Source organism: Streptomyces sp. SirexAA-E, from assembly GCF_000177195.2.
Lineage (GTDB): Bacteria > Actinomycetota > Actinomycetes > Streptomycetales > Streptomycetaceae > Streptomyces > Streptomyces flavovirens.
In genome coordinates, this window is record NC_015953.1 from 5,661,148 (window position 1) to 5,677,576 (window position 16,429).

Consider the following 16,429-nt stretch of genomic DNA (forward strand, 5'->3'; position numbering starts at 1 on the left):
CACGCCGACGGCCCCCTGGCCGTACCCGTGTCCGGCCCAGGCACACGGCCCGCCACGCGCACGCCCCCGCACACCCGCGAACCGATCGCGAACCCACCCCGAGCCCCGAGCCCCCGGAGAGCACCATGTCCACAACCGAGCCGGACGCCACCGCGACGCAGAGCTGGCGGTGGCCCGAGAGCCAGTGGCGGCGACACGTCGAGGCGGTCCGCGCCGGGCGGCCGCTGAAGCCGGAGCGGTGGCCCGACGGCGCCCGGGTCGCCGTCGCCCTGTCCTTCGACTCCGACCACGAGACCATCCCCCTGCGCGACGGCCACACCAGCCCCGGCCTGCTCGCCCAGGGCGAGTACGGCGCGCGGGTCGGCGCCCCCCGGGTCCTGGACCTGCTCGCCCGCTTCGGGGCCCCGGCGACGTTCTTCATGCCGGCCGTCTCCGCGCTGCTCCACCCCGACGAGGCCCGCTCCTACACCCGCGACGGCCACGAGATCGCGGTCCACGGCTGGATCCACGAGCGCAACACCCTGCTCGGCGCCGAGGACGAGAAGGAACTCGTGGGACGGGCCCTGGACACCCTCACCGACCTCACGGGACAGCGTCCGACGGGGATCCGCACACCGTCCTGGGACTTCTCGGACTCGACCCTCCGGACCATCCTCGACCTGGGCTTCTCCTACGACTCGTCGCTGATGGCGGACGACGAGCCCTACGAGATCCTGGCCGCCGGCCGGCCCACCGGGCTGGTCGAGATCCCCGTCGACTGGATCCGCGACGACGCGCCGTACTTCACCATGGACCGCTACGGCGCGGTCCGCCCCCACAGCCGTCCCCGCGACGTGCTGGAGATCTGGACCGACGAGTTCGACGCCGCGTACCGCTCGGGCGGCGTCTTCCAGCTCACCCTTCACCCGCACGTCATCGGCCACCGCTCACGGCTGATCGTCCTGCGCGAGCTGCTGGACCACATCGCCGGGCACCCCGGCGTCTGGTTCGCGACCCACGCGGAACTGGCCCAGGCCGTCCGCGCCGCGATTCCTCCCCACGAGATCCCGGAGCACACGTCATGAGCACCGAGTCCCCAGCGGCCCCGGCCACGCCCGGCACGCACAAGATGACCGGCAAGCAGCGCAAGGCCATCGTCGCCGGCACGATCGGCAACACCGTGGAGTGGGTCGACTGGGCCCTGTACTCCATCTTCGCCAAGATCATCGCCGACGAGTTCTTCCCCTCGGGCAACGGCGCGGTGGCCCTGCTCTCCACCCTGGCCGTCTTCGCCGTCGGCTTCGTCATGCGGCCCGTCGGCGCTGCCGTGCTCGGTGTGTACGCCGACCGGCACGGGCGGAAGAAGGGCATGACCCTGACGGTCGGCCTGATGGCTGGTGCCGCGTTCGTCATCGCCCTGACCCCCAGCTACCAGACCATCGGGGTCCTCTCCCCGCTGGTCCTGCTGCTGGCCCGGCTGGTCCAGGGGTTCTCCGCCGGTGGTGAGTTCGGCTCCTCCTCGGCGTTCCTCGTGGAGTCCGCCGCCGTCGGCCGCCGCGCCTTCGCCGGATCGTGGCAGCAGGTGTCGGTCGCCGGAGGGGTGCTGATCGCCTCACTGCTGGGCACGATCACCACCTCCGCCCTGAGCGACGCGGCCCTGCACGCGTGGGGCTGGCGCCTCGCCTTCGTCGTCGGCGGGCTGCTCGGACTGGTCGGGCTGTGGCTGCGGGTCTCGGTGGAGGACACCCAGTCCTTCACCCGGGCGCAGGGGGAGGGCCGTACGCGCTCCAACCCGCTCAGGGCGATGTTCGTCGAGCACCCCGGAGCCGCGCTGCGGGTCGCCGGGATCACCGTCGCGGGCACGCTGACGTACTACATCTGGGTCAACTACCTCCCCACGTACGCGAATCTGACCACCGGTATCCCGCTGAGCAAGGCACTGCTGTCCCAGACGCTCTGCCTGATCGTCTTCGTCGTCCTGCTGCCGTTCGTCGGCCTGCTCTCCGACCGTCTCGGGCGCAAGCCGACCATGGCCGTCTTCGCGGGCGGGTTCACGCTGCTGGCCTGGCCGCTGCTGCACCTGCTGGGCAGCAGCTTCCTCAGCCTCTTCCTGGTGCAGCTGGTCGGGATGCTGCTGATCCTCGGCTACTCCGCGAACTGCGCGGTCATCATGGCCGAGCAGTTCCCCGCGGAGATCCGGGCCACCGGGATCGCCCTGCCGTACGCGCTGGCCGTCGCCCTCTTCGGCGGCACCGCCCCCTACCTGACCACCTGGATGCACGAGAGCGGCCACAGCGACCTGCTGTGGCTGTACGTCGCCGGGGCGTCGCTGATCTCGTTCCTCGTCTACGTGACGATGCCGGAGACCAAGAACAAGGAGTTCCACTGATGCGCCATGTTCTCGTCACGGGCGCGGCCGGAGGGATCGGCCGGGCGATCGCGGAGGAGTTCGCCGCGGACGGCGCGGCCCTCACCCTCGCCGACCGCGACCGCACCGCCCTCGACCGCGTCGCCGAACGGCTCGGCGCGTCCGCCAACGGCCCGGTCGGCGCGCTCACCGTCGACCTGACGGACCCGCAGGCCCCGGAGGACCTCGTCCAGCGGGCGTGGAAGGCGCGCGGACCGGTCGACGTACTGGTCAACGCGGCCGGCGTCTACCCGTCCCTCGACATGGCCGACGTCTCCGCCGCCGACTGGGACCGGCTCTTCGCCGTCAACCTGAGGGCCCCGGTGCTGGCCACCGCCGCGTTCGCACGGCTGGCCGTGGAGCACGGCCGGGGCGGCGCCGTGGTCCACATCTCCTCCGGTTCCGCGCTCCGGGCCCGTCCCGGCGGCGGCCCCTACGCCAGCTCCAAGGCCGCGCTGGAGATGGCCACCCGGGCCGCCGCCCTCGAACTGGGCGTGCACGGCATCCGGGTCAACGCCGTCAGCCCCGGATTCGTCCCGGTCGACAGCGCGTGCAACCCGGTCTCCGAGCAGTACGCGGCCGCCATCGGCGCCAACCCGCTCGGCAGGGCGGGCACCCCGCGGGACATCGCCCGCGCGGTCCGCTGGATCGCGGGACCGGACGCCTCCTGGATCACCGGGGAGATCCTGCGCGTCGACGGGGGATCCAGCACCGGCGCCCTCCACCTGCCCCGGATCTGGCCCCCGGACGGCCCCCGGCCGGCCGACGGCGGACCCCAGGCCCCCACCTACGCACCCGCTCCCGTACCCGCACCACCGGCCCAGGCGGCCACGGAAGGACACTCCGCATGAGCAGCGACAGCTACACCGTCGTCGGAGCCGGAGCCATCGGCGGCACCCTGGCCTTCAGCCTGGCCCGGGCGGGGCACCGGGTCCGGCTCATCGACACCGACGCGGCGCACGTGGCGGCGGTCCGCGACCGGGGGCTGACCGTCGCCCGGGGAGAGCACCGGGAGAGCGTACGGGTCGAGGCGGCGACGCCCGACGCCTTCGACGGGCCCGTCCACCGCGTGCTGCTGGCGGTCAAGGCGCAGGCCACCGACGCCGCCCTCGACTGGATCGCCCCGAGGCTGGCCCCGGACGGCTGGGTCGTCTCGTTCCAGAACGGCTTCAACGAGGAGCTGATAGCGGCCAGGATCGGGCCGGAACGCACCGTCGCCGCCTTCGTCAACATCTTCGCCGACGTCATCGAGCCCGGGGTGATCCTCGACGGCGGCGCCGGGGCGCTGGTGGTCGGTGAGCGCGACGGCGCCCCCGTCTCCGAGCGGGTCGGCGCGCTCGTCGCCGACCTGCGGAGCTGGGGACCGGCCGTCGCCAGCGACAACGTCGAGGGCTACCTGTGGGCGAAAGCGGGCTTCGGCGCCATGCTCGCGGCCACCGCCCTGGCCGACGCCCCCATGGCCGAACTCATCGACCGCCATCCCGAGGCCATGCACGCGGTGGCCGCCGAGGTCTTCGACGTCGCCGACGCCCTGGGGATGAAGCTGGAGGCGTTCGACGCCTTCGAGCCCGAGGCGTTCCGGCGGAACGCCGACCCCGACGTACGCCGCGCCGCCACCGGGCGGCTCACCGCCTGGCTCGCCACCCAGTCCAAGGACCGCAGCGGTATCTGGCGCGACCTCGCGGTACGCCGACGGCCGGTCGAGGTCACCACGCACTACGCGGAGGTCTTCGCCCAGGCCGAGCGGCACGGGGTGGACACCCCGGTCCTGCGCTCCGTCATCGCCGGGCTGCGTGAGCTGGAGCGCGACCCGGACCGGATGGCCGAGGCCCGGCTGGACGCGCTCGACCACCTCGCCCGCTCCTCCCCGGGCGCCCACGGCAATTCCGCCGGCCCCGACCGGGGCAGGGCCCGGGCGGTACGGGAGTGGCTGGACGCGCACCGGGAGGACATGGTCGACGACCTGGCCGCGTACACCTCCCAGGGCAGCGCCAGCGACGACCGGGAAGCGCTCGCCGCCTGTCTGACGTGGGTGCGCGGCTGGCTCGACGAAGCCCTCGGCGCCCCGCAGGCCGAGGAGGTACTGCCGCGCGGGGAGACGGGCGACATCCTGGTCCGCCGCTACCCGGGCGCCGGGGACCGGCCGGTGCTGCTGCTGGGCCACTACGACACGGTCTGGCCCACCGGGACCCTGGACACGTGGCCGTTCCGGCGGGACGGCGACCGGATCACCGGGCCCGGCGTCTTCGACATGAAGGCCGGACTGGTGCAGGCGGTGTGGGCCCTACGGGCGCTGGACGCCCTCGGCCTGCCCCGTCCGGCCTGCACGCTCATGCTCAACGGTGACGAGGAGACCGGCAGCCTCACCTCCAGCGAGGCGATCGTCGCCGAGGCCCTGGGCAGCCGCGCGGCCCTCGTCTTCGAGGCCGCGGCCGACGGCGCCGTCAAGACGGCACGCAAGGGGGTCGGCCTGTTCACCCTCACCGTCACCGGCACGGAGGCGCACGCGGGCCTGGACCCGGACGCCGGTGCCAGCGCGGTCGAGGAACTGGCCCACCAGATCCTGCGCCTGGCCGGCCTGCGCGACCGGGAGGCCGGGACCTCGCTCAACGTCGGCGTCGTCGAGGGCGGCACCCGCAGCAACGTGACGGCCGGACGGGCGGTCGCCCGGCTCGACGTCCGGGTCGCCACCGCCGCCGAACAGGACCGGATCGGTGCGGCGCTGGCCGCCCTGCGGCCGGTGGACGCGCGGACGTCGGTCGAGGTGACGGGCGACTGGAACCGCCCCGTCTTCGAACGCTCCCGGCAGGTCGCGGAGTTGGCCGAGCTCGCCCGGGACTGCGCGGCGGCGCTCGGCTGGGAGCTGCGCGAGACGTCGGTGGGCGGCGCCAGCGACGGCAACTTCGTGGTGGCGGCCGGTGTCCCCGTCCTGGACGGCATCGGCGCCGTGGGTTCCGGAGCACACGCCCGCTCGGAGAACACCTCGGTCGCCGGCATGGTGGAACGCGCGGCGCTGACGGCGACGGTCCTCGCCTCCCTGTCGGAGCGCTGAGGTCGCGACCCTCGCCGGAGGGGGGCCCGGCCGACCCGTCGGGGTGTCGACGGACGCACCCACCCGTCACTTGTAGCGGTCACTTGTAGCGTGATGCCGGAACGGGAGACAGGAGACGGACATGGGCACACAGCAGGGCAAGGCACTGGTGACCGGAGCCTCCTCGGGCATCGGCGCGGCGTACGCGGCGCGGCTGGCGGCGGAGGGGTGGGACACCGTCCTGGTGGCCCGGAGGCAGCACCGGCTCGACGACCTGGCGGCCCGGCTGCGCGAGGAGACCGGAACGGCCGTGGAAACGCTGGTGTCGGACCTGTCGGATCCCCACGGCCTGGCACGCGTGGCGGAACGGGCGGGGCAGGGCGACATCGGCTTCCTGCTCAACAACGCCGGGATCAACGGGTACGGCCCCTTCGCCGAGCTGGAATCCGCGCTGATGGCGAAGGTCCTGCACGTCAACGTGCTCGCCGTCACCACGCTGACGCACGCGGTGGTCCCGGTCATGCTCCGGCAGGGCCGGGGCACGGTGGTCAACGTCGCCTCCCAGCTGGCCTTCGCCGGAGCACTTCCGCCGCATCCGCTGCCCGAGCGCGCCGTGTACGGCGGCACCAAGGGGTACGTGGTCACCTTCACCCGTACCCTCGCCGCCGAACTGGCCGCCTCACCCCTGCGTCTGCAGGTGCTGTGCCCCGGTCTGACCGCCACCGAGTTCCACCGCTCACGCGGCGAGGAACCGGTCGGCGGACGCGAGGAGTCCGTGCACGAGGACGGCGGCATGCCCGTAGGCCAGGTGATCGACGCCTCGTTGGCCGCGCTGGAGGACGGCCGCACGGTGTGCGTGCCGGGGCTGGCGGATCCTACGCCGGTCGACGACCTGGCGGCGGCGGAACTGGCGGTCCGTGTGGCGGCGAGCGCGGGACGACGGTGACCGGGGGGGGGACCGGAGGCCGTAGACCGGAAGGCCGGTGACCGGGAGCGCCCGCCCGCCGGCCTCTTCGAAGTGGCAAGGACGGCTCGCAGGCCACCTGGCCACCTGGCCACCTGGCCGACTGGTCACCGAGCCACCGAGCCACCGAGCCACCGAGCCACCGAGCCACCGAGCCACCGAGCAGCCACCGAGCCACCGCCTCCACCGGGCCGACTGGGAGTCTGACGGCCTGTCAGTCCTGTGGCCGGTCCTCAGCCGTCGGCCGCAGGGCATCCACCACGAGGTCCAGCAGCCGACCCGTCAGTTCATGGCTGTCGCCGGCCGTCGTGGACAGGAACACCCCGAGGAGCATCATCGTGACCTCGTCCGGCTCGACGTCCGCCCGCAGTGAGCCGGCCCGCACCCCGGCGTCGAGGATCACCGCGATGGCGGCGGTGATCCGTTCCCGGGTGGCCGGTGTCGCGATGGCGCCCGAGGCCCAGCCCGCGCGGAGCGTGTCGGAGATGCCGCGTTTGGCCGCGAAGAACGCCGCATAGCGGTCCATCCACGCGCGCAGCGCCGCCTCGGGCGGGAACTGGGAGAGCAGGGCGGGGGCACTGGTGACGACCGCGTCCAGTTCGGAGGCGTAGATGGCCTCGACGAGCGCTTCGCGGGTGGGGAAATGACGGTAGAGCGTACCGATCCCGACGCCGGCCTCGCGGGCGATGGCGTCGAGAGGCGCCTTGCCGCCGGTCGCCGCGAAGGCGTCACGGGCCACGGCGAGCAGCCGCTCGCGGTTGCGCCGGGCGTCGACGCGGGTCGGCCGCCCGGTCGCCTCGGCTGTTCCGTCAGGAGGTGACGAGTCTGGCGCAGTCAAAACGGAGACCCTCCGGTTAGTGCTACGGTCGTAGGTAACGGAGATCCTCCGTTTATCTCCATCGTCTCATGAGAGCGAGACCGTCATGACGTCCACCGCTCGATCTCCCCAGCTCACCGCCACCGGAGTGGTGCGAGCCGGCGGGCCGGGTGAGCTCGCGGGCCGCCCCGTCTCACGCCTCGGCTACGGTGCCATGCAGCTGGAGCGCCTGGATCGCGAGGCCGCTGTCGCGCTGCTGCGCCGCGCCGTCGAACTCGGCATCGATCACGTCGACACCGCCCAGTTCTACGGCAACGGCTTCGTCAACGAGGTGATCGGCGCCGCGCTCCGCCCCCAGGACGGTGTCATGGTCGTCAGCAAGGTGGGCGCCGAGCCCGCTCCGGACGGCCCCGTCCCGCTGCGCCTGGCCCAGCGGCCCGAGCAGCTGCGGGCCGGCGTCGAGGACAACCTCAAGAGCCTCGGCCTCGAACAGATCCCCCTCGTCAATCTGCGCCGCGCCGACCACGGCCCCGGCCTGCGTCCCGAAGGCGACCAGATCGTCGACCTCGACGACCAGCTCGCCGTGATGGCCGACCTGCGGGACGAGGGCAAGATCGGCGCCATCGGCCTCAGCAGCGTCACCCTCGACGGGCTGCGCCGCGCCCTCCCCGCGGGCATCGCCTGCGTGCAGAACGCCTACAGCCTGGTGGCGCGCGAGGACGAGGACCTACTGCGGCTCTGCCTCGACGAGGGCATCGCCTGGGTGCCGTACTTCCCCCTCGGTGGCGCCTTCGCGGGTCTGCCGAAGGTCGCTGACGAGCCCGCCGTCGTCGCCGCGGCGGGGGCGCTGGGCGTCGCACCCGCGCAGATCGGCCTGGCCTGGCTGCTCCACCACACCCCGAACACGCTGCTCATCCCCGGTACCGCCGACCCGGAGCACCTGCGGGCGAACGTCGACGCGGCTGCGATCTCCTTCGATGACAGGACGCTCGCCACGCTCGACGCCGTCCCCACGCGCTCCGGGGACATCGAGCTCGGGTGACTGGCCCCGTCCGCCCCCCCCTGCACCGTGCGCAACGACCGCTCCCGGCTCACGGCGTGCCTCGGGTTCCGACTGTGCGACAGCGTCCGCGGCAGGTCTCCGCTGCGTCCTGAACCCCGGTCGCGCCGCGACGACGAGTCGGTCTGGCCGAACACGCCCGAGCGGACCCGCGTGCGCTGCCGTAGCTGTACGCGGAAGAGCCCTGCTCGCCGGGGGAGGGGCGGCAGGGCTCCCGTACGTGTACGGCCGTCAGGCGCCCCGCACCGAGGAGGCCGAGCCGACGAACCCCGACCATGCTTCACGCGACACACGGACGACCGGGCCGGCCACGGCCTTGGAGTCCCGGACGTACACAACTCCCGTACCGGCGGCGACCTCCAGGCACTGACCGCCCTCGGCTCCGCTGTAACTGCTCTTGTACCAGGCGAGGTCGGACGCGACGGCTGAGGACACAGAGCTGTTCATAGCGATCCCAGCAACCTTTCCATGAAGTCGAGCGACTCTCGCGAGGGGAGAGCCTGCGAACGGATAATCCCATAGCGAGCGGCGGCGAGAGTTGTCTGTTCCGGCTCAGTCTGAAGGGCGCTGGCGCCTTGCGCCTCTGTGTAGACGAACCTCTTTCCGTCCTTACGGGCAATGACCGTGAAGGCGCCGTCCACCCCCGCGTTGTACTCGCGTTCGGTCGGCATGACCTGGATCTCGACGTTCTGTTTCTCCCCGATCAGCAGCAGCTGCTCCAGCTGCCCCCGATGTACAGACGTGCCGCCCCAAGGGTGCCGAAGCGCCGACTCTTCGAGGACAAAACTCAGAAGTGGAGCAGGCCAGCGGTTGAAGATGTTCTGCCTGGTCAGGCGGGCCGTCACGCGCTGTTCGATGGTCTCCTGGTCAAGAACCGGGCGGCGCATGGCGAGTACGGCCCGCATGTACTCCTCCGTCTGAAGCAGACCGTTGAGTACATGTGTGTCGTACACGAGCAGTTCGACGGCCTCCTTCTCCAGCTTCGCCATCCCCTGGAAGAAGACCGGGTACTGAGCCCGCTCCATCTGCTCCATCCACACGGTCAGCAGTCCCTCTGCCCCCAGCACCTCATCCGCCTGCTCGATCGCCCGGGGTGACGGAATCCGCCGCCCCTGCTCGAACGACGCGATGCTGGAGGCCGAGTACCCCAATCGCCGCCCCAACTCCTCGCGTTCCATGCCCGCACGCACCCGCAGGGTCTTCAGGCTCTGGCCGAAGGCGGTGACGATGCCCTGGCCGGACTTGTCCGCCGCCGTGCGGCCTCCGGAGCCGTCGTCGTTCTCCCAGCTGTCGCCGAAGTTCATCGTTGCCCTCTCGCCCACCACCGCGGTTGCCGCCTCCGGGCCCGTACGCTCGGTCACCCTCACCACCTCCCTGGCTCAACGCCCGGCCAAGCGCGTCCGTCACGCCGCGCGTCTCGTACCCGTACCGATGTCACGCGTACAACTGGACGGCGTCGGGGCGTCACCGCTGGCCACGCTACGCGCCCGGCGGGACCGTGGTCGGCATGACGAGTGAGCACGGCAGCCTCAGCGGACCCGCCCGAACCACCCGGCCCACGGGCCGGTTGACCTCCCCGCACCCACCGGTGGACCGGACCTTCGAGATGCGTTTCACCTCCACACCCCGAGGTGCCCGCCTCGCACGGAGACTGGTGGCCCACCGGCTGGACACCTGGGGGATCCCGTACGGCAGCCGTGTGCACGACGCGATCGTGCTGGTGGCCGCCGAGCTCGCCGTCAACGCCGTCCGGCACGGCCACGTCCCGGGCAGGGACTTCCACCTGCGACTGGATGCGGTCACACACCCTCGGACCGTCCGGATCGAGGTCACCGACACCCGCGCCGAACGAGTGCCGCCCCACCCGGCGCACGTGCGGGTCCCGGAGGCCGAGGACACCGGAGGCCGGGGGCTCCTCCTCGTCGCCGGGCTCGCCTCCCGCTGGGGCTGGCATCCGCGGGCGGACGGTCCGGGCAAGACGGTGTGGGCGGAATGCGGGCTCACACCTTCCGGGTGACGTCGGGCAGGACGGAGCCCGTGTCGGACCGTCCGGCCCCTCGCACAGGCTCGCCGGCCTACGGGAGCCCAGCCGGTGTGGGTGGGCCGGGCCGGCGGGCAGGCGGGCACGCGCATCAGGTCGCCACCGAGAGGGACATGGCCGGGTCGAGCGCCGTTCGTGGCCGCTCAGTCGAGACAGAACTCGTTGCCCTCGACGTCCTGCATCCCGAGGCACGACTCGTTGACCCCGTCGGCGAGCAGCATCTGCCCGCGTACCGCGCCGAGGGCGACCAGTCGTGCGCACTCGGCCTCCAGCGCGGCCAGGCGTTCCTCACCCACGAGTCCGGTGCCGATCCGTACGTCGAGGTGCACCCGGTTCTTGACGGCCTTGCCTTCGGGAACGCGCTGGAAGAACAGGCGCGGGCCCACACCCGAGGGATCGACGCAGGCGAACGCCGCGCCCTGACGCTCGGGCGGCAGCGTGCGACCGAAGGCGTCCCACGTGTCGAAGCCCTTCGGCGGCGGCGGTACGACATACCCCAACACCTCGCACCAGAAACGGGCGACGCGCTCGGGTTCCGCGCAGTCGAAGGTGATCTGGAACTGCCTGATCGACGTCATCGGGCCATCGTAGGGTCGCGGCGGCTCAATCCCATGGGACTTTCTCGATCACGGTCTCCCCGAAGCGCCACACACCCCGGTTGCCGAACGCCTCCGCACGCAGACCCGCCTCCCAGGCGATCCGCGCGGCCCGGGCCTGCGGCACGTCGGGGTACTCCTCGGGTCGGACCTCTACGTAACCGCCCCGGCCGCCGGAGTACGCGCGCAGGGCAGCACGCAGCTTCTTCTCCTGCGCCTCCTGGGGAGAAAGAGCCCCGCCATCGCACCCAGCACGTAGCCGCCGATGCCGATCCCCAGGAGGACGGGATGGCGCGCACGCTTTCGCCGCTCTTCGTCCGTCGCCACGCCGCTCACGTCGCCTCTCCGTTCCCGGGGGGCGCCGCTACTGCCTGCCCGCCCCGCGCAGCGACGAGAGCACCAACCGCCCGTACCGCGTCGCCAGAGCGCCGGCCGTGGCGGCGACGGTGAGTCCGAGCGCGATGAGGAGATGGCGGAGGGAGTCGTCGCCGAGTACCTGGAGCACACCGAGAGCCGTACCGAGCGGCAGGCCCAGAATCGTGAGCAGCCCCAGCGCGCCGCTGATCTGCTGGCTCTCCTGCGTCTGGACCAGGCGGCTGTAGTCAGCAGCCTCCGCGAGGATCTCGGTGAAGCGTGCGGGCAGCCGGTGCTGGTTCTGGAAGGCGAGGAGAAGCTCGTTGGCGGGTCCGTGGGCGGTGAGGTGCTGGCGCCAGTACGTGCTTCGGAATCCGGCGATGTTCCGTTCGAGCGTGGCCACACGGCGTGCCAGCCTCGCGCCGTCGAAGACCTCCGAGAGCTCGTCGGTGAGTTCGTCGATGTGGTCCCGCTGGAGCGAGCCGAGCAGGAGGGCGTCAAGGTAGACGGTGCGGGAGTGCAGCGCGCCGAACTCGTAGAAATCACCGTCCCCCGTGTCGGCACGGTGTCCCAGGAAAGCGGCGCCTTGCCGCAGGACCATGGCACTCCAGTCCGCCGAGACGCGCACGGTGCAGTCGGACTGTTCCGCGGCGATCTCAGGGGCCAGCGGGAAGTCGGCCGGGTTCGAACGCGAGGCCAGCTGCCACAGCCAGCGGTCCGCGGTAGCCGGCAGAGCCCCTTCGAGACCGAGGCGAAGCGTGGGGGTGTGCGCCGCCGTGGGGGTCATGAAGGCGACGGAGTACGGACGGGCGATGGCGAAGGGCCCCGGCCCCTCCCGTAGGTCGGCGATGCCGGACAGAAGGGCCCTGGGATCCAGCAGGCCGGTGAGCGGATCGGGCTCGGCGGTCGGCCGTCCGGCTACCGCGCGCAGGACGGGCAGCAGCGGACTCGTCACCGTGAAGTGCAGGACGGCGAGGGCGTGTTCGGGGTGGCGGGCGGTGGAGGCGCGAAGCAGCTCCATGCCGATGAGACGCAGCCCGTCCTGCTCCACCGACTCCGGGCGGTGCCAGCGGCGGGGCCGTCCTGGACTCCCGTACAGGACGCGTGCGGAGGCCGGAGCGAAATAGGTGGCACGGGTCGCGGTGTCGGTGCGGCGCCTGCCCGCCTCGAACGGGAACGGTCCCTCGGCCCAGTCGGGTGTCCGCAGCAGCCGGACGGGGACGATGACGGTCAGTTCCTGACGCGCACCGGTCACCCCTTCGAGCGGCGGGGCGGCGGCGGTCATGCGTAGTACTCCGACGGGTCGGGCTGGTCCAGACGGATGACGAACTCGGCTCGTCCCGGGATCTCGGCCGACACATGGAAGCGAACGGACTCTCCGATGCGGATGGTCCGGAACCCCTCCGTCACGATCTGCCGGTAGTCGAAGCCGTAGTACCGCTGGTCCTCGTCGTCCTGAACCGTGTAGGCGCCGGAGGTTCCGTTCGCCCCGCCGCCGGTCTGCCGTCTGTCGACCACGGTGCCGTGGCGCGCCTCACCGTTCACACCACCGTCTCCTTCGCGTCGTCGAGGTCCTTCACGCAGCGGAAGCCGACCGCGCTGCTGGCACCGCCCTTGCGGTAGAGGCCCTTGCTGCTCGTCTGCACCGCGCGCATCGGGTTGTCGTAACTGCCGCCGCAGATGACGGCCAGGCCGGGGTCGTCGAGGCTGCTCGACGTCCATTCCCAGCAGTTGCCCACCATCTCGTCGATCCCGAACGGCGAGCGGTTGCCCGGGTGTTCGTTTACCGGGGTCGGCCATGCCCTGCGTACGGCGTCTTCCGCGAAGTCCCGGTACCACGCCTGATAGGTCACCAACGGTCGTCCCACCCACGAGTCCGCGCAGTTGACGAGTGCGCTGTCGGGCCGGTCGCCCCAGGGGAACAGGCGGCCGTCCGTACCGCGTGCGGCGGCTTCCCACTCCAGCGAGGTGGGCAGTCGTTTGCCCTCGAAGGCGGCGAACGCGAACGCGTCCCACCAGCTCACGCAGACGGCCGGGTGCCCGGCATAGCGGGGATCCACGTAGTAGTCGGGTTTGCGCAACTGTTGGCTCCCGGGCCGGTGCGAGACGCCGTCCGGCTGTTCGGGGTGGTCCCAGCGCGAGGTGCCGTCGCTGTCGAGCGCGTCGAGGAAGCGCCGGTAGCGCGCGGCCGTCACCGGGTGCCGGTCGAAGCGCACGGGACGCGGGACGCGGCGGAGGAGCAACCGCTCCGCCGGCCCGACGAGATACGTCCCCGCAGGCAATACGCGGTCGTCCGTCCCGGGGGCGCCGGGAAGGCCCGCCAGGAAGGCGCGCACCTGCTCCGTGAGGAAGGCTCCGCCCGGGATGTCCGCAGCCGCGTCGCGGTTCTCCGGCACGGCGAGATACCGCGCGGCCAGCAGTTCCTGGTACGCGGTGTGGACGAAGGCGACCTCGTCCGTGCCGACGGAGCGGAGCAGAGGGCCGAGCACACAGGCGTCGGCTTCGAGGCGGCCACCGGTGAACGCGTCCGGCCCCAGCGTCCTGTGCAGGTCGAGGAGGGAGAAGACGGTCCGGTCGGTGAGGAAGGCCTGTCCGAAACAGGCGGGCAGACGCCCTTCGATGTCCGGCCGCCCCCGGTCGGCGAGGACCTGGGTGATGTGCCCGCCCAGAAGATCGGCGAAGGGACGCCCGGGAGGTACCTCCAGCGACGCGGTGAGGCGCTTCTCCAGCGGTGTCGAAGGCTGCGTCGCATCGGTCTCGACGAGCCGTACGAGATGGAAGTGCGGGACCCTCGCCGGGTCCACCCCGTTGGCGTACATCTGCTCGACCAGTTGCTCGGAGCGTCCTGCGCCGCTGTCCAGCAGCTGGCGTATCTGGGGCGAGTCGGCCAGGAAGGACACCCGTGAACTCATGATCACCGAGGACTCGGCCGACAGGACGGCGGCGAGGTCCGCGAAGAGCCGTAGGAAGCCCGCGGGGCTCGGTTCGTCGACGCCTTCGTCGACGGCGTCCAGCACGCAGAGCGCGGTGCCCGACCGGATCAGGTAGAGGAAGAGCTCATAGGCCCGGGAGCGGTCGGACGCCATGGACGGCGCCAGGAGCCGCGCGGCGTACTCCGAGAACGGCTCGTCCTTCGGCTTGAGGCCGAGGTCGAAGTAGAAGCGGAAACGGCGGGCCGTGGGATCGACCGCCAGCGAGCGGAGCAGCGTGCTCTTCCCGCTCCCGGGGCGGCCTGTGACCAGCACGTTCGCGCTGCCGCGGGCGAGCCGGGCCAGCAGCTCCGCCGCATCCTCGGACTCGGTCATCCGGGGCTCACCTGTGCGCGTGTCCGTGGACAGGACGGCGGCCCTGACGGGTGCGGCTCCACCGGCCGGCGAGGACGCGGCCGTGGAGGCGACACCGCCGAGGTGGGCCTCGAGATCGACGAGGGTGTCGACGAAGCCGTCGTAGCGGACGATCCGGAAGTCCAGGCCGAGCAGCCGGCGCAGAGCGTCCGACGGGGCACGGTCGTGGCCGTCCTCCAGGACGACGAACCTGGTGAGCTTGGGCAACCGGGTACGCAGCAACTCACCGCCGCTGGAGGCGAGTACGGTGCTCAGGTCGTCGGCGTCGCGGGAGAGCATGAGTTCCACGTACTCGAACCGCATGCCCGATTCCCGGCAGAACAGCTGGTAGACGGTGTCGGGGCTGAGGACGAAGCGCTTGGCCTGCCGGTAGCCGAGCGTGACGTAGAGCCCCGCGAGGAACTCGCAGCGCCGGGCCACCTCGGGCGCCATGTCCGGTTCCCCGCCGGTGAGCGCGGCGCTTCCCGTGTTCGTGAACCAGACCAGTACGTCGACGAGGCGGCGTACCGCCAGCAGGCCGTCCTCGTCCCGGATGTCGTAGCCGTCGTGCGAGGAACGGTTGCGCAGTCTGCGGATGTCTTCCAGCGCGTCCATCACCGTGCTGCTGCGGATGTGCGGTCGGCAGCGCTTGACCAGGTCGTTGAGCGCCTTGGTCGAAGGGTCGCCCTCGATGGCGTGGTGGCGCCACAGCTCCTTGAGCAGCTTCTCGGTGAGTTTGCCGACGAGCGCGACGGCGTTCTCGGGATAGCCGTCGTCGAGCGAACGCAAGGGGCGTTCGAGGTCCAGTCCCAGGTGGTCCGCGATGCGTGAGTGGTCGTCCAGCTCGCTTCGGAGGCGCCGTAACCGTTCGTCGACCACCGTGCTCATCCGGCCTCGCCCCGTACTCGGCCCAGCTCTCCCAGAGCGAACGCGAACCGGTCGGGAAAGACCAGGACGGGGTCGGGATGCGCGGCGCGCATCTCCTCGATCCCGTCCTCGATCTCGCTGTCGCTGAACGTGGAAAGCAAGGACATGTAGCGGGCGCGCACCATGCCGAAGTACTTGTCACGGTCGATGCGCAGCTCGTGCTCGACATGGCTGAGACCCGCGTCCAGCCCTGCCGCCGTCAGGTGCTCCACGATGTCGGCGGGGTCGGGCTGCAACTCCTCGAACCGGGCCAGCGCCGCCCTGAACAGTGGGTACCGGATCGTCGCCGGAAGCATCACCACGAGCAGCCTGCCCCCGGGCGCCAGACGATCGGCCAGGCCGCGCAGCGTACGGGCCGGGTCGGGCAGGTGGTGCACCGACTCCTTCAGCCACACCGCGTCCAGCCGCTCGTACGGCAGCTCGGTCCGCTTCTCGGCGATGTCTTCGGCGGAGGCGACGATCGGCCTCAGCCCTGGCGGGGCCGGCGTGCCGATCTGGCGCAGCATCCCCTCGGACGGATCGACGCACAGGACGGGGTGATCGGGCCTGACGGTACGGACTATCTCGCGGGCGAACAGCCCCGTGCCGCAACCGATATCGGCCGTCCGGTCGGTGGCGGTCAGCCGCAGTGCCTCGGCGATGCGGGCGGACATCCAGGGGATGTAGTCCGGCCCGTAGACCCAGTGCTCGTCGTACTCGGCGGCCAACTCGTCGTAGTGCACCCGCACATCGCGCCGCTCCACGGTGCCCCCTCGTGTGTCGCCGACGCCGTCACCCGTGCGGGCGTCGCACCCGGCCAGGCTATCGCGGGGTGCGCGGTCGGCGACACCCGGTAACGCGTCACGGGGCTCGCGGCCGACCGTGTTTTGCCCCGTGAAGTCGCTGCCACGTTCGATAGATGACGGGGCGTCAGGTGTGGACGCTACGCGC

At 71.8% G+C, this 16,429-nt stretch carries 15 protein-coding genes; 7 read left to right on the plus strand and 8 right to left on the minus strand.

Going from position 1 to position 16,429, the window contains the following annotated elements; genetic code table 11:
• The first annotated feature begins 125 nt into the window (after positions 1-125).
• The 5 genes from SACTE_RS25185 (at position 126) to SACTE_RS25205 (ending at position 6,363) form a co-directional block, all read left to right on the plus strand.
• Entirely contained in the window at positions 126-1,064 is a 939-nt protein-coding gene (locus tag SACTE_RS25185; protein ID WP_014048834.1) for a polysaccharide deacetylase, read from the plus strand.
• A complete protein-coding gene (locus SACTE_RS25190) occupies positions 1,061-2,368 on the plus strand; it encodes an MFS transporter (protein WP_014048835.1) in 1,308 nt (435 codons plus the stop codon). The genes SACTE_RS25185 and SACTE_RS25190 overlap by 4 nt, the downstream gene beginning before the upstream one ends.
• Positions 2,368-3,237, plus strand: coding sequence for an SDR family oxidoreductase (locus SACTE_RS25195; protein WP_014048836.1), 870 nt, complete (start codon positions 2,368-2,370; stop codon positions 3,235-3,237). Before SACTE_RS25190 ends, SACTE_RS25195 begins: the two co-directional genes overlap by 1 nt.
• Positions 3,234-5,438: a 2-dehydropantoate 2-reductase gene (locus SACTE_RS25200; RefSeq protein WP_014048837.1), complete on the plus strand. Its 2,205-nt coding sequence runs from the start codon at positions 3,234-3,236 to the stop codon at positions 5,436-5,438. The genes SACTE_RS25195 and SACTE_RS25200 overlap by 4 nt, the downstream gene beginning before the upstream one ends.
• Before the next feature lie 121 nt (positions 5,439-5,559).
• Entirely contained in the window at positions 5,560-6,363 is an 804-nt protein-coding gene (locus tag SACTE_RS25205) for an SDR family NAD(P)-dependent oxidoreductase (RefSeq protein ID WP_014048838.1), read from the plus strand.
• A gap of 232 nt (positions 6,364-6,595) precedes the next feature.
• On the opposite strand, the gene SACTE_RS25210 is transcribed toward SACTE_RS25205, so the two are convergent.
• Positions 6,596-7,219 (minus strand): TetR/AcrR family transcriptional regulator, encoded by a 624-nt coding sequence (locus tag SACTE_RS25210; RefSeq protein ID WP_014048839.1) that lies wholly within the window; start codon positions 7,217-7,219, stop codon positions 6,596-6,598.
• 85 nt (positions 7,220-7,304) lie between these two features.
• Here SACTE_RS25210 and SACTE_RS25215 point away from each other — a divergent pair, with 85 nt between their 5' ends.
• Complete coding sequence (locus SACTE_RS25215) at positions 7,305-8,240, plus strand: aldo/keto reductase (RefSeq protein ID WP_014048840.1); 936 nt, start codon at positions 7,305-7,307, stop codon at positions 8,238-8,240.
• Positions 8,241-8,489: 249 nt separating this feature from the next.
• On the opposite strand, the gene SACTE_RS25220 is transcribed toward SACTE_RS25215, so the two are convergent.
• Both SACTE_RS25220 and SACTE_RS25225 read right to left on the minus strand, forming a co-directional pair.
• Positions 8,490-8,705, minus strand: a complete 216-nt coding sequence (locus SACTE_RS25220) for a DUF397 domain-containing protein (protein ID WP_014048841.1) — start codon at positions 8,703-8,705, stop codon at positions 8,490-8,492.
• Positions 8,702-9,619, minus strand: a complete 918-nt coding sequence (locus SACTE_RS25225) for a helix-turn-helix transcriptional regulator (RefSeq protein ID WP_014048842.1) — start codon at positions 9,617-9,619, stop codon at positions 8,702-8,704. Before SACTE_RS25225 ends, SACTE_RS25220 begins: the two co-directional genes overlap by 4 nt.
• Before the next feature lie 146 nt (positions 9,620-9,765).
• Between SACTE_RS25225 and SACTE_RS25230 the strand changes: the two genes are divergently transcribed.
• Positions 9,766-10,275 (plus strand): ATP-binding protein, encoded by a 510-nt coding sequence (locus SACTE_RS25230; protein ID WP_014048843.1) that lies wholly within the window; start codon positions 9,766-9,768, stop codon positions 10,273-10,275.
• Between the two features lie 167 nt (positions 10,276-10,442).
• On the opposite strand, the gene SACTE_RS25235 is transcribed toward SACTE_RS25230, so the two are convergent.
• The 5 genes from SACTE_RS25235 to SACTE_RS25255 form a co-directional block, all read right to left on the minus strand.
• Entirely contained in the window at positions 10,443-10,877 is a 435-nt protein-coding gene (locus SACTE_RS25235) for a VOC family protein (protein WP_014048844.1), read from the minus strand.
• A 382-nt stretch (positions 10,878-11,259) separates the two neighbouring features.
• Positions 11,260-12,534 carry a hypothetical protein gene (locus SACTE_RS25240; protein WP_014048846.1) on the minus strand — a complete coding sequence of 425 codons (1,275 nt, stop codon included), beginning with the start codon at positions 12,532-12,534 and terminating at the stop codon, positions 11,260-11,262.
• The gene (locus SACTE_RS25245; RefSeq protein WP_014048847.1) at positions 12,531-12,794 is read right to left on the minus strand and encodes a hypothetical protein; all 264 of its coding nucleotides are present in this window, start codon (positions 12,792-12,794) and stop codon (positions 12,531-12,533) included. Before SACTE_RS25245 ends, SACTE_RS25240 begins: the two co-directional genes overlap by 4 nt.
• Positions 12,791-15,460 (minus strand): SUMF1/EgtB/PvdO family nonheme iron enzyme, encoded by a 2,670-nt coding sequence (locus tag SACTE_RS25250; protein ID WP_014048848.1) that lies wholly within the window; start codon positions 15,458-15,460, stop codon positions 12,791-12,793. The genes SACTE_RS25245 and SACTE_RS25250 overlap by 4 nt, the downstream gene beginning before the upstream one ends.
• On the minus strand, positions 15,457-16,242 hold the full coding sequence (locus SACTE_RS25255) for a class I SAM-dependent methyltransferase (RefSeq protein WP_014048849.1): 786 nt from the start codon (positions 16,240-16,242) through the stop codon (positions 15,457-15,459). Before SACTE_RS25255 ends, SACTE_RS25250 begins: the two co-directional genes overlap by 4 nt.
• Positions 16,243-16,429 lie beyond the last annotated feature (187 nt).

What these genes read in the sequence shown, in the direction of transcription:
- SACTE_RS25185 (WP_014048834.1), top strand. Translation starts at nt 126, where the DNA reads ATGTCCACAACCGAGCCGGACGCCACCGCGACGCAGAGCTGGCGGTGG.
- SACTE_RS25190 (WP_014048835.1), top strand. Translation starts at nt 1,061, where the DNA reads ATGAGCACCGAGTCCCCAGCGGCCCCGGCCACGCCCGGCACGCACAAG.
- SACTE_RS25195 (WP_014048836.1), top strand. Translation starts at nt 2,368, where the DNA reads ATGCGCCATGTTCTCGTCACGGGCGCGGCCGGAGGGATCGGCCGGGCG.
- SACTE_RS25200 (WP_014048837.1), top strand. Translation starts at nt 3,234, where the DNA reads ATGAGCAGCGACAGCTACACCGTCGTCGGAGCCGGAGCCATCGGCGGC.
- SACTE_RS25205 (WP_014048838.1), top strand. Translation starts at nt 5,560, where the DNA reads ATGGGCACACAGCAGGGCAAGGCACTGGTGACCGGAGCCTCCTCGGGC.
- SACTE_RS25215 (WP_014048840.1), top strand. Translation starts at nt 7,305, where the DNA reads ATGACGTCCACCGCTCGATCTCCCCAGCTCACCGCCACCGGAGTGGTG.
- SACTE_RS25220 (WP_014048841.1), bottom strand. Translation starts at nt 8,705, where the DNA reads ATGAACAGCTCTGTGTCCTCAGCCGTCGCGTCCGACCTCGCCTGGTAC.
- SACTE_RS25230 (WP_014048843.1), top strand. Translation starts at nt 9,766, where the DNA reads ATGACGAGTGAGCACGGCAGCCTCAGCGGACCCGCCCGAACCACCCGG.
- SACTE_RS25235 (WP_014048844.1), bottom strand. Translation starts at nt 10,877, where the DNA reads ATGACGTCGATCAGGCAGTTCCAGATCACCTTCGACTGCGCGGAACCC.
- SACTE_RS25240 (WP_014048846.1), bottom strand. Translation starts at nt 12,534, where the DNA reads ATGACCGCCGCCGCCCCGCCGCTCGAAGGGGTGACCGGTGCGCGTCAG.
- SACTE_RS25250 (WP_014048848.1), bottom strand. Translation starts at nt 15,460, where the DNA reads ATGAGCACGGTGGTCGACGAACGGTTACGGCGCCTCCGAAGCGAGCTG.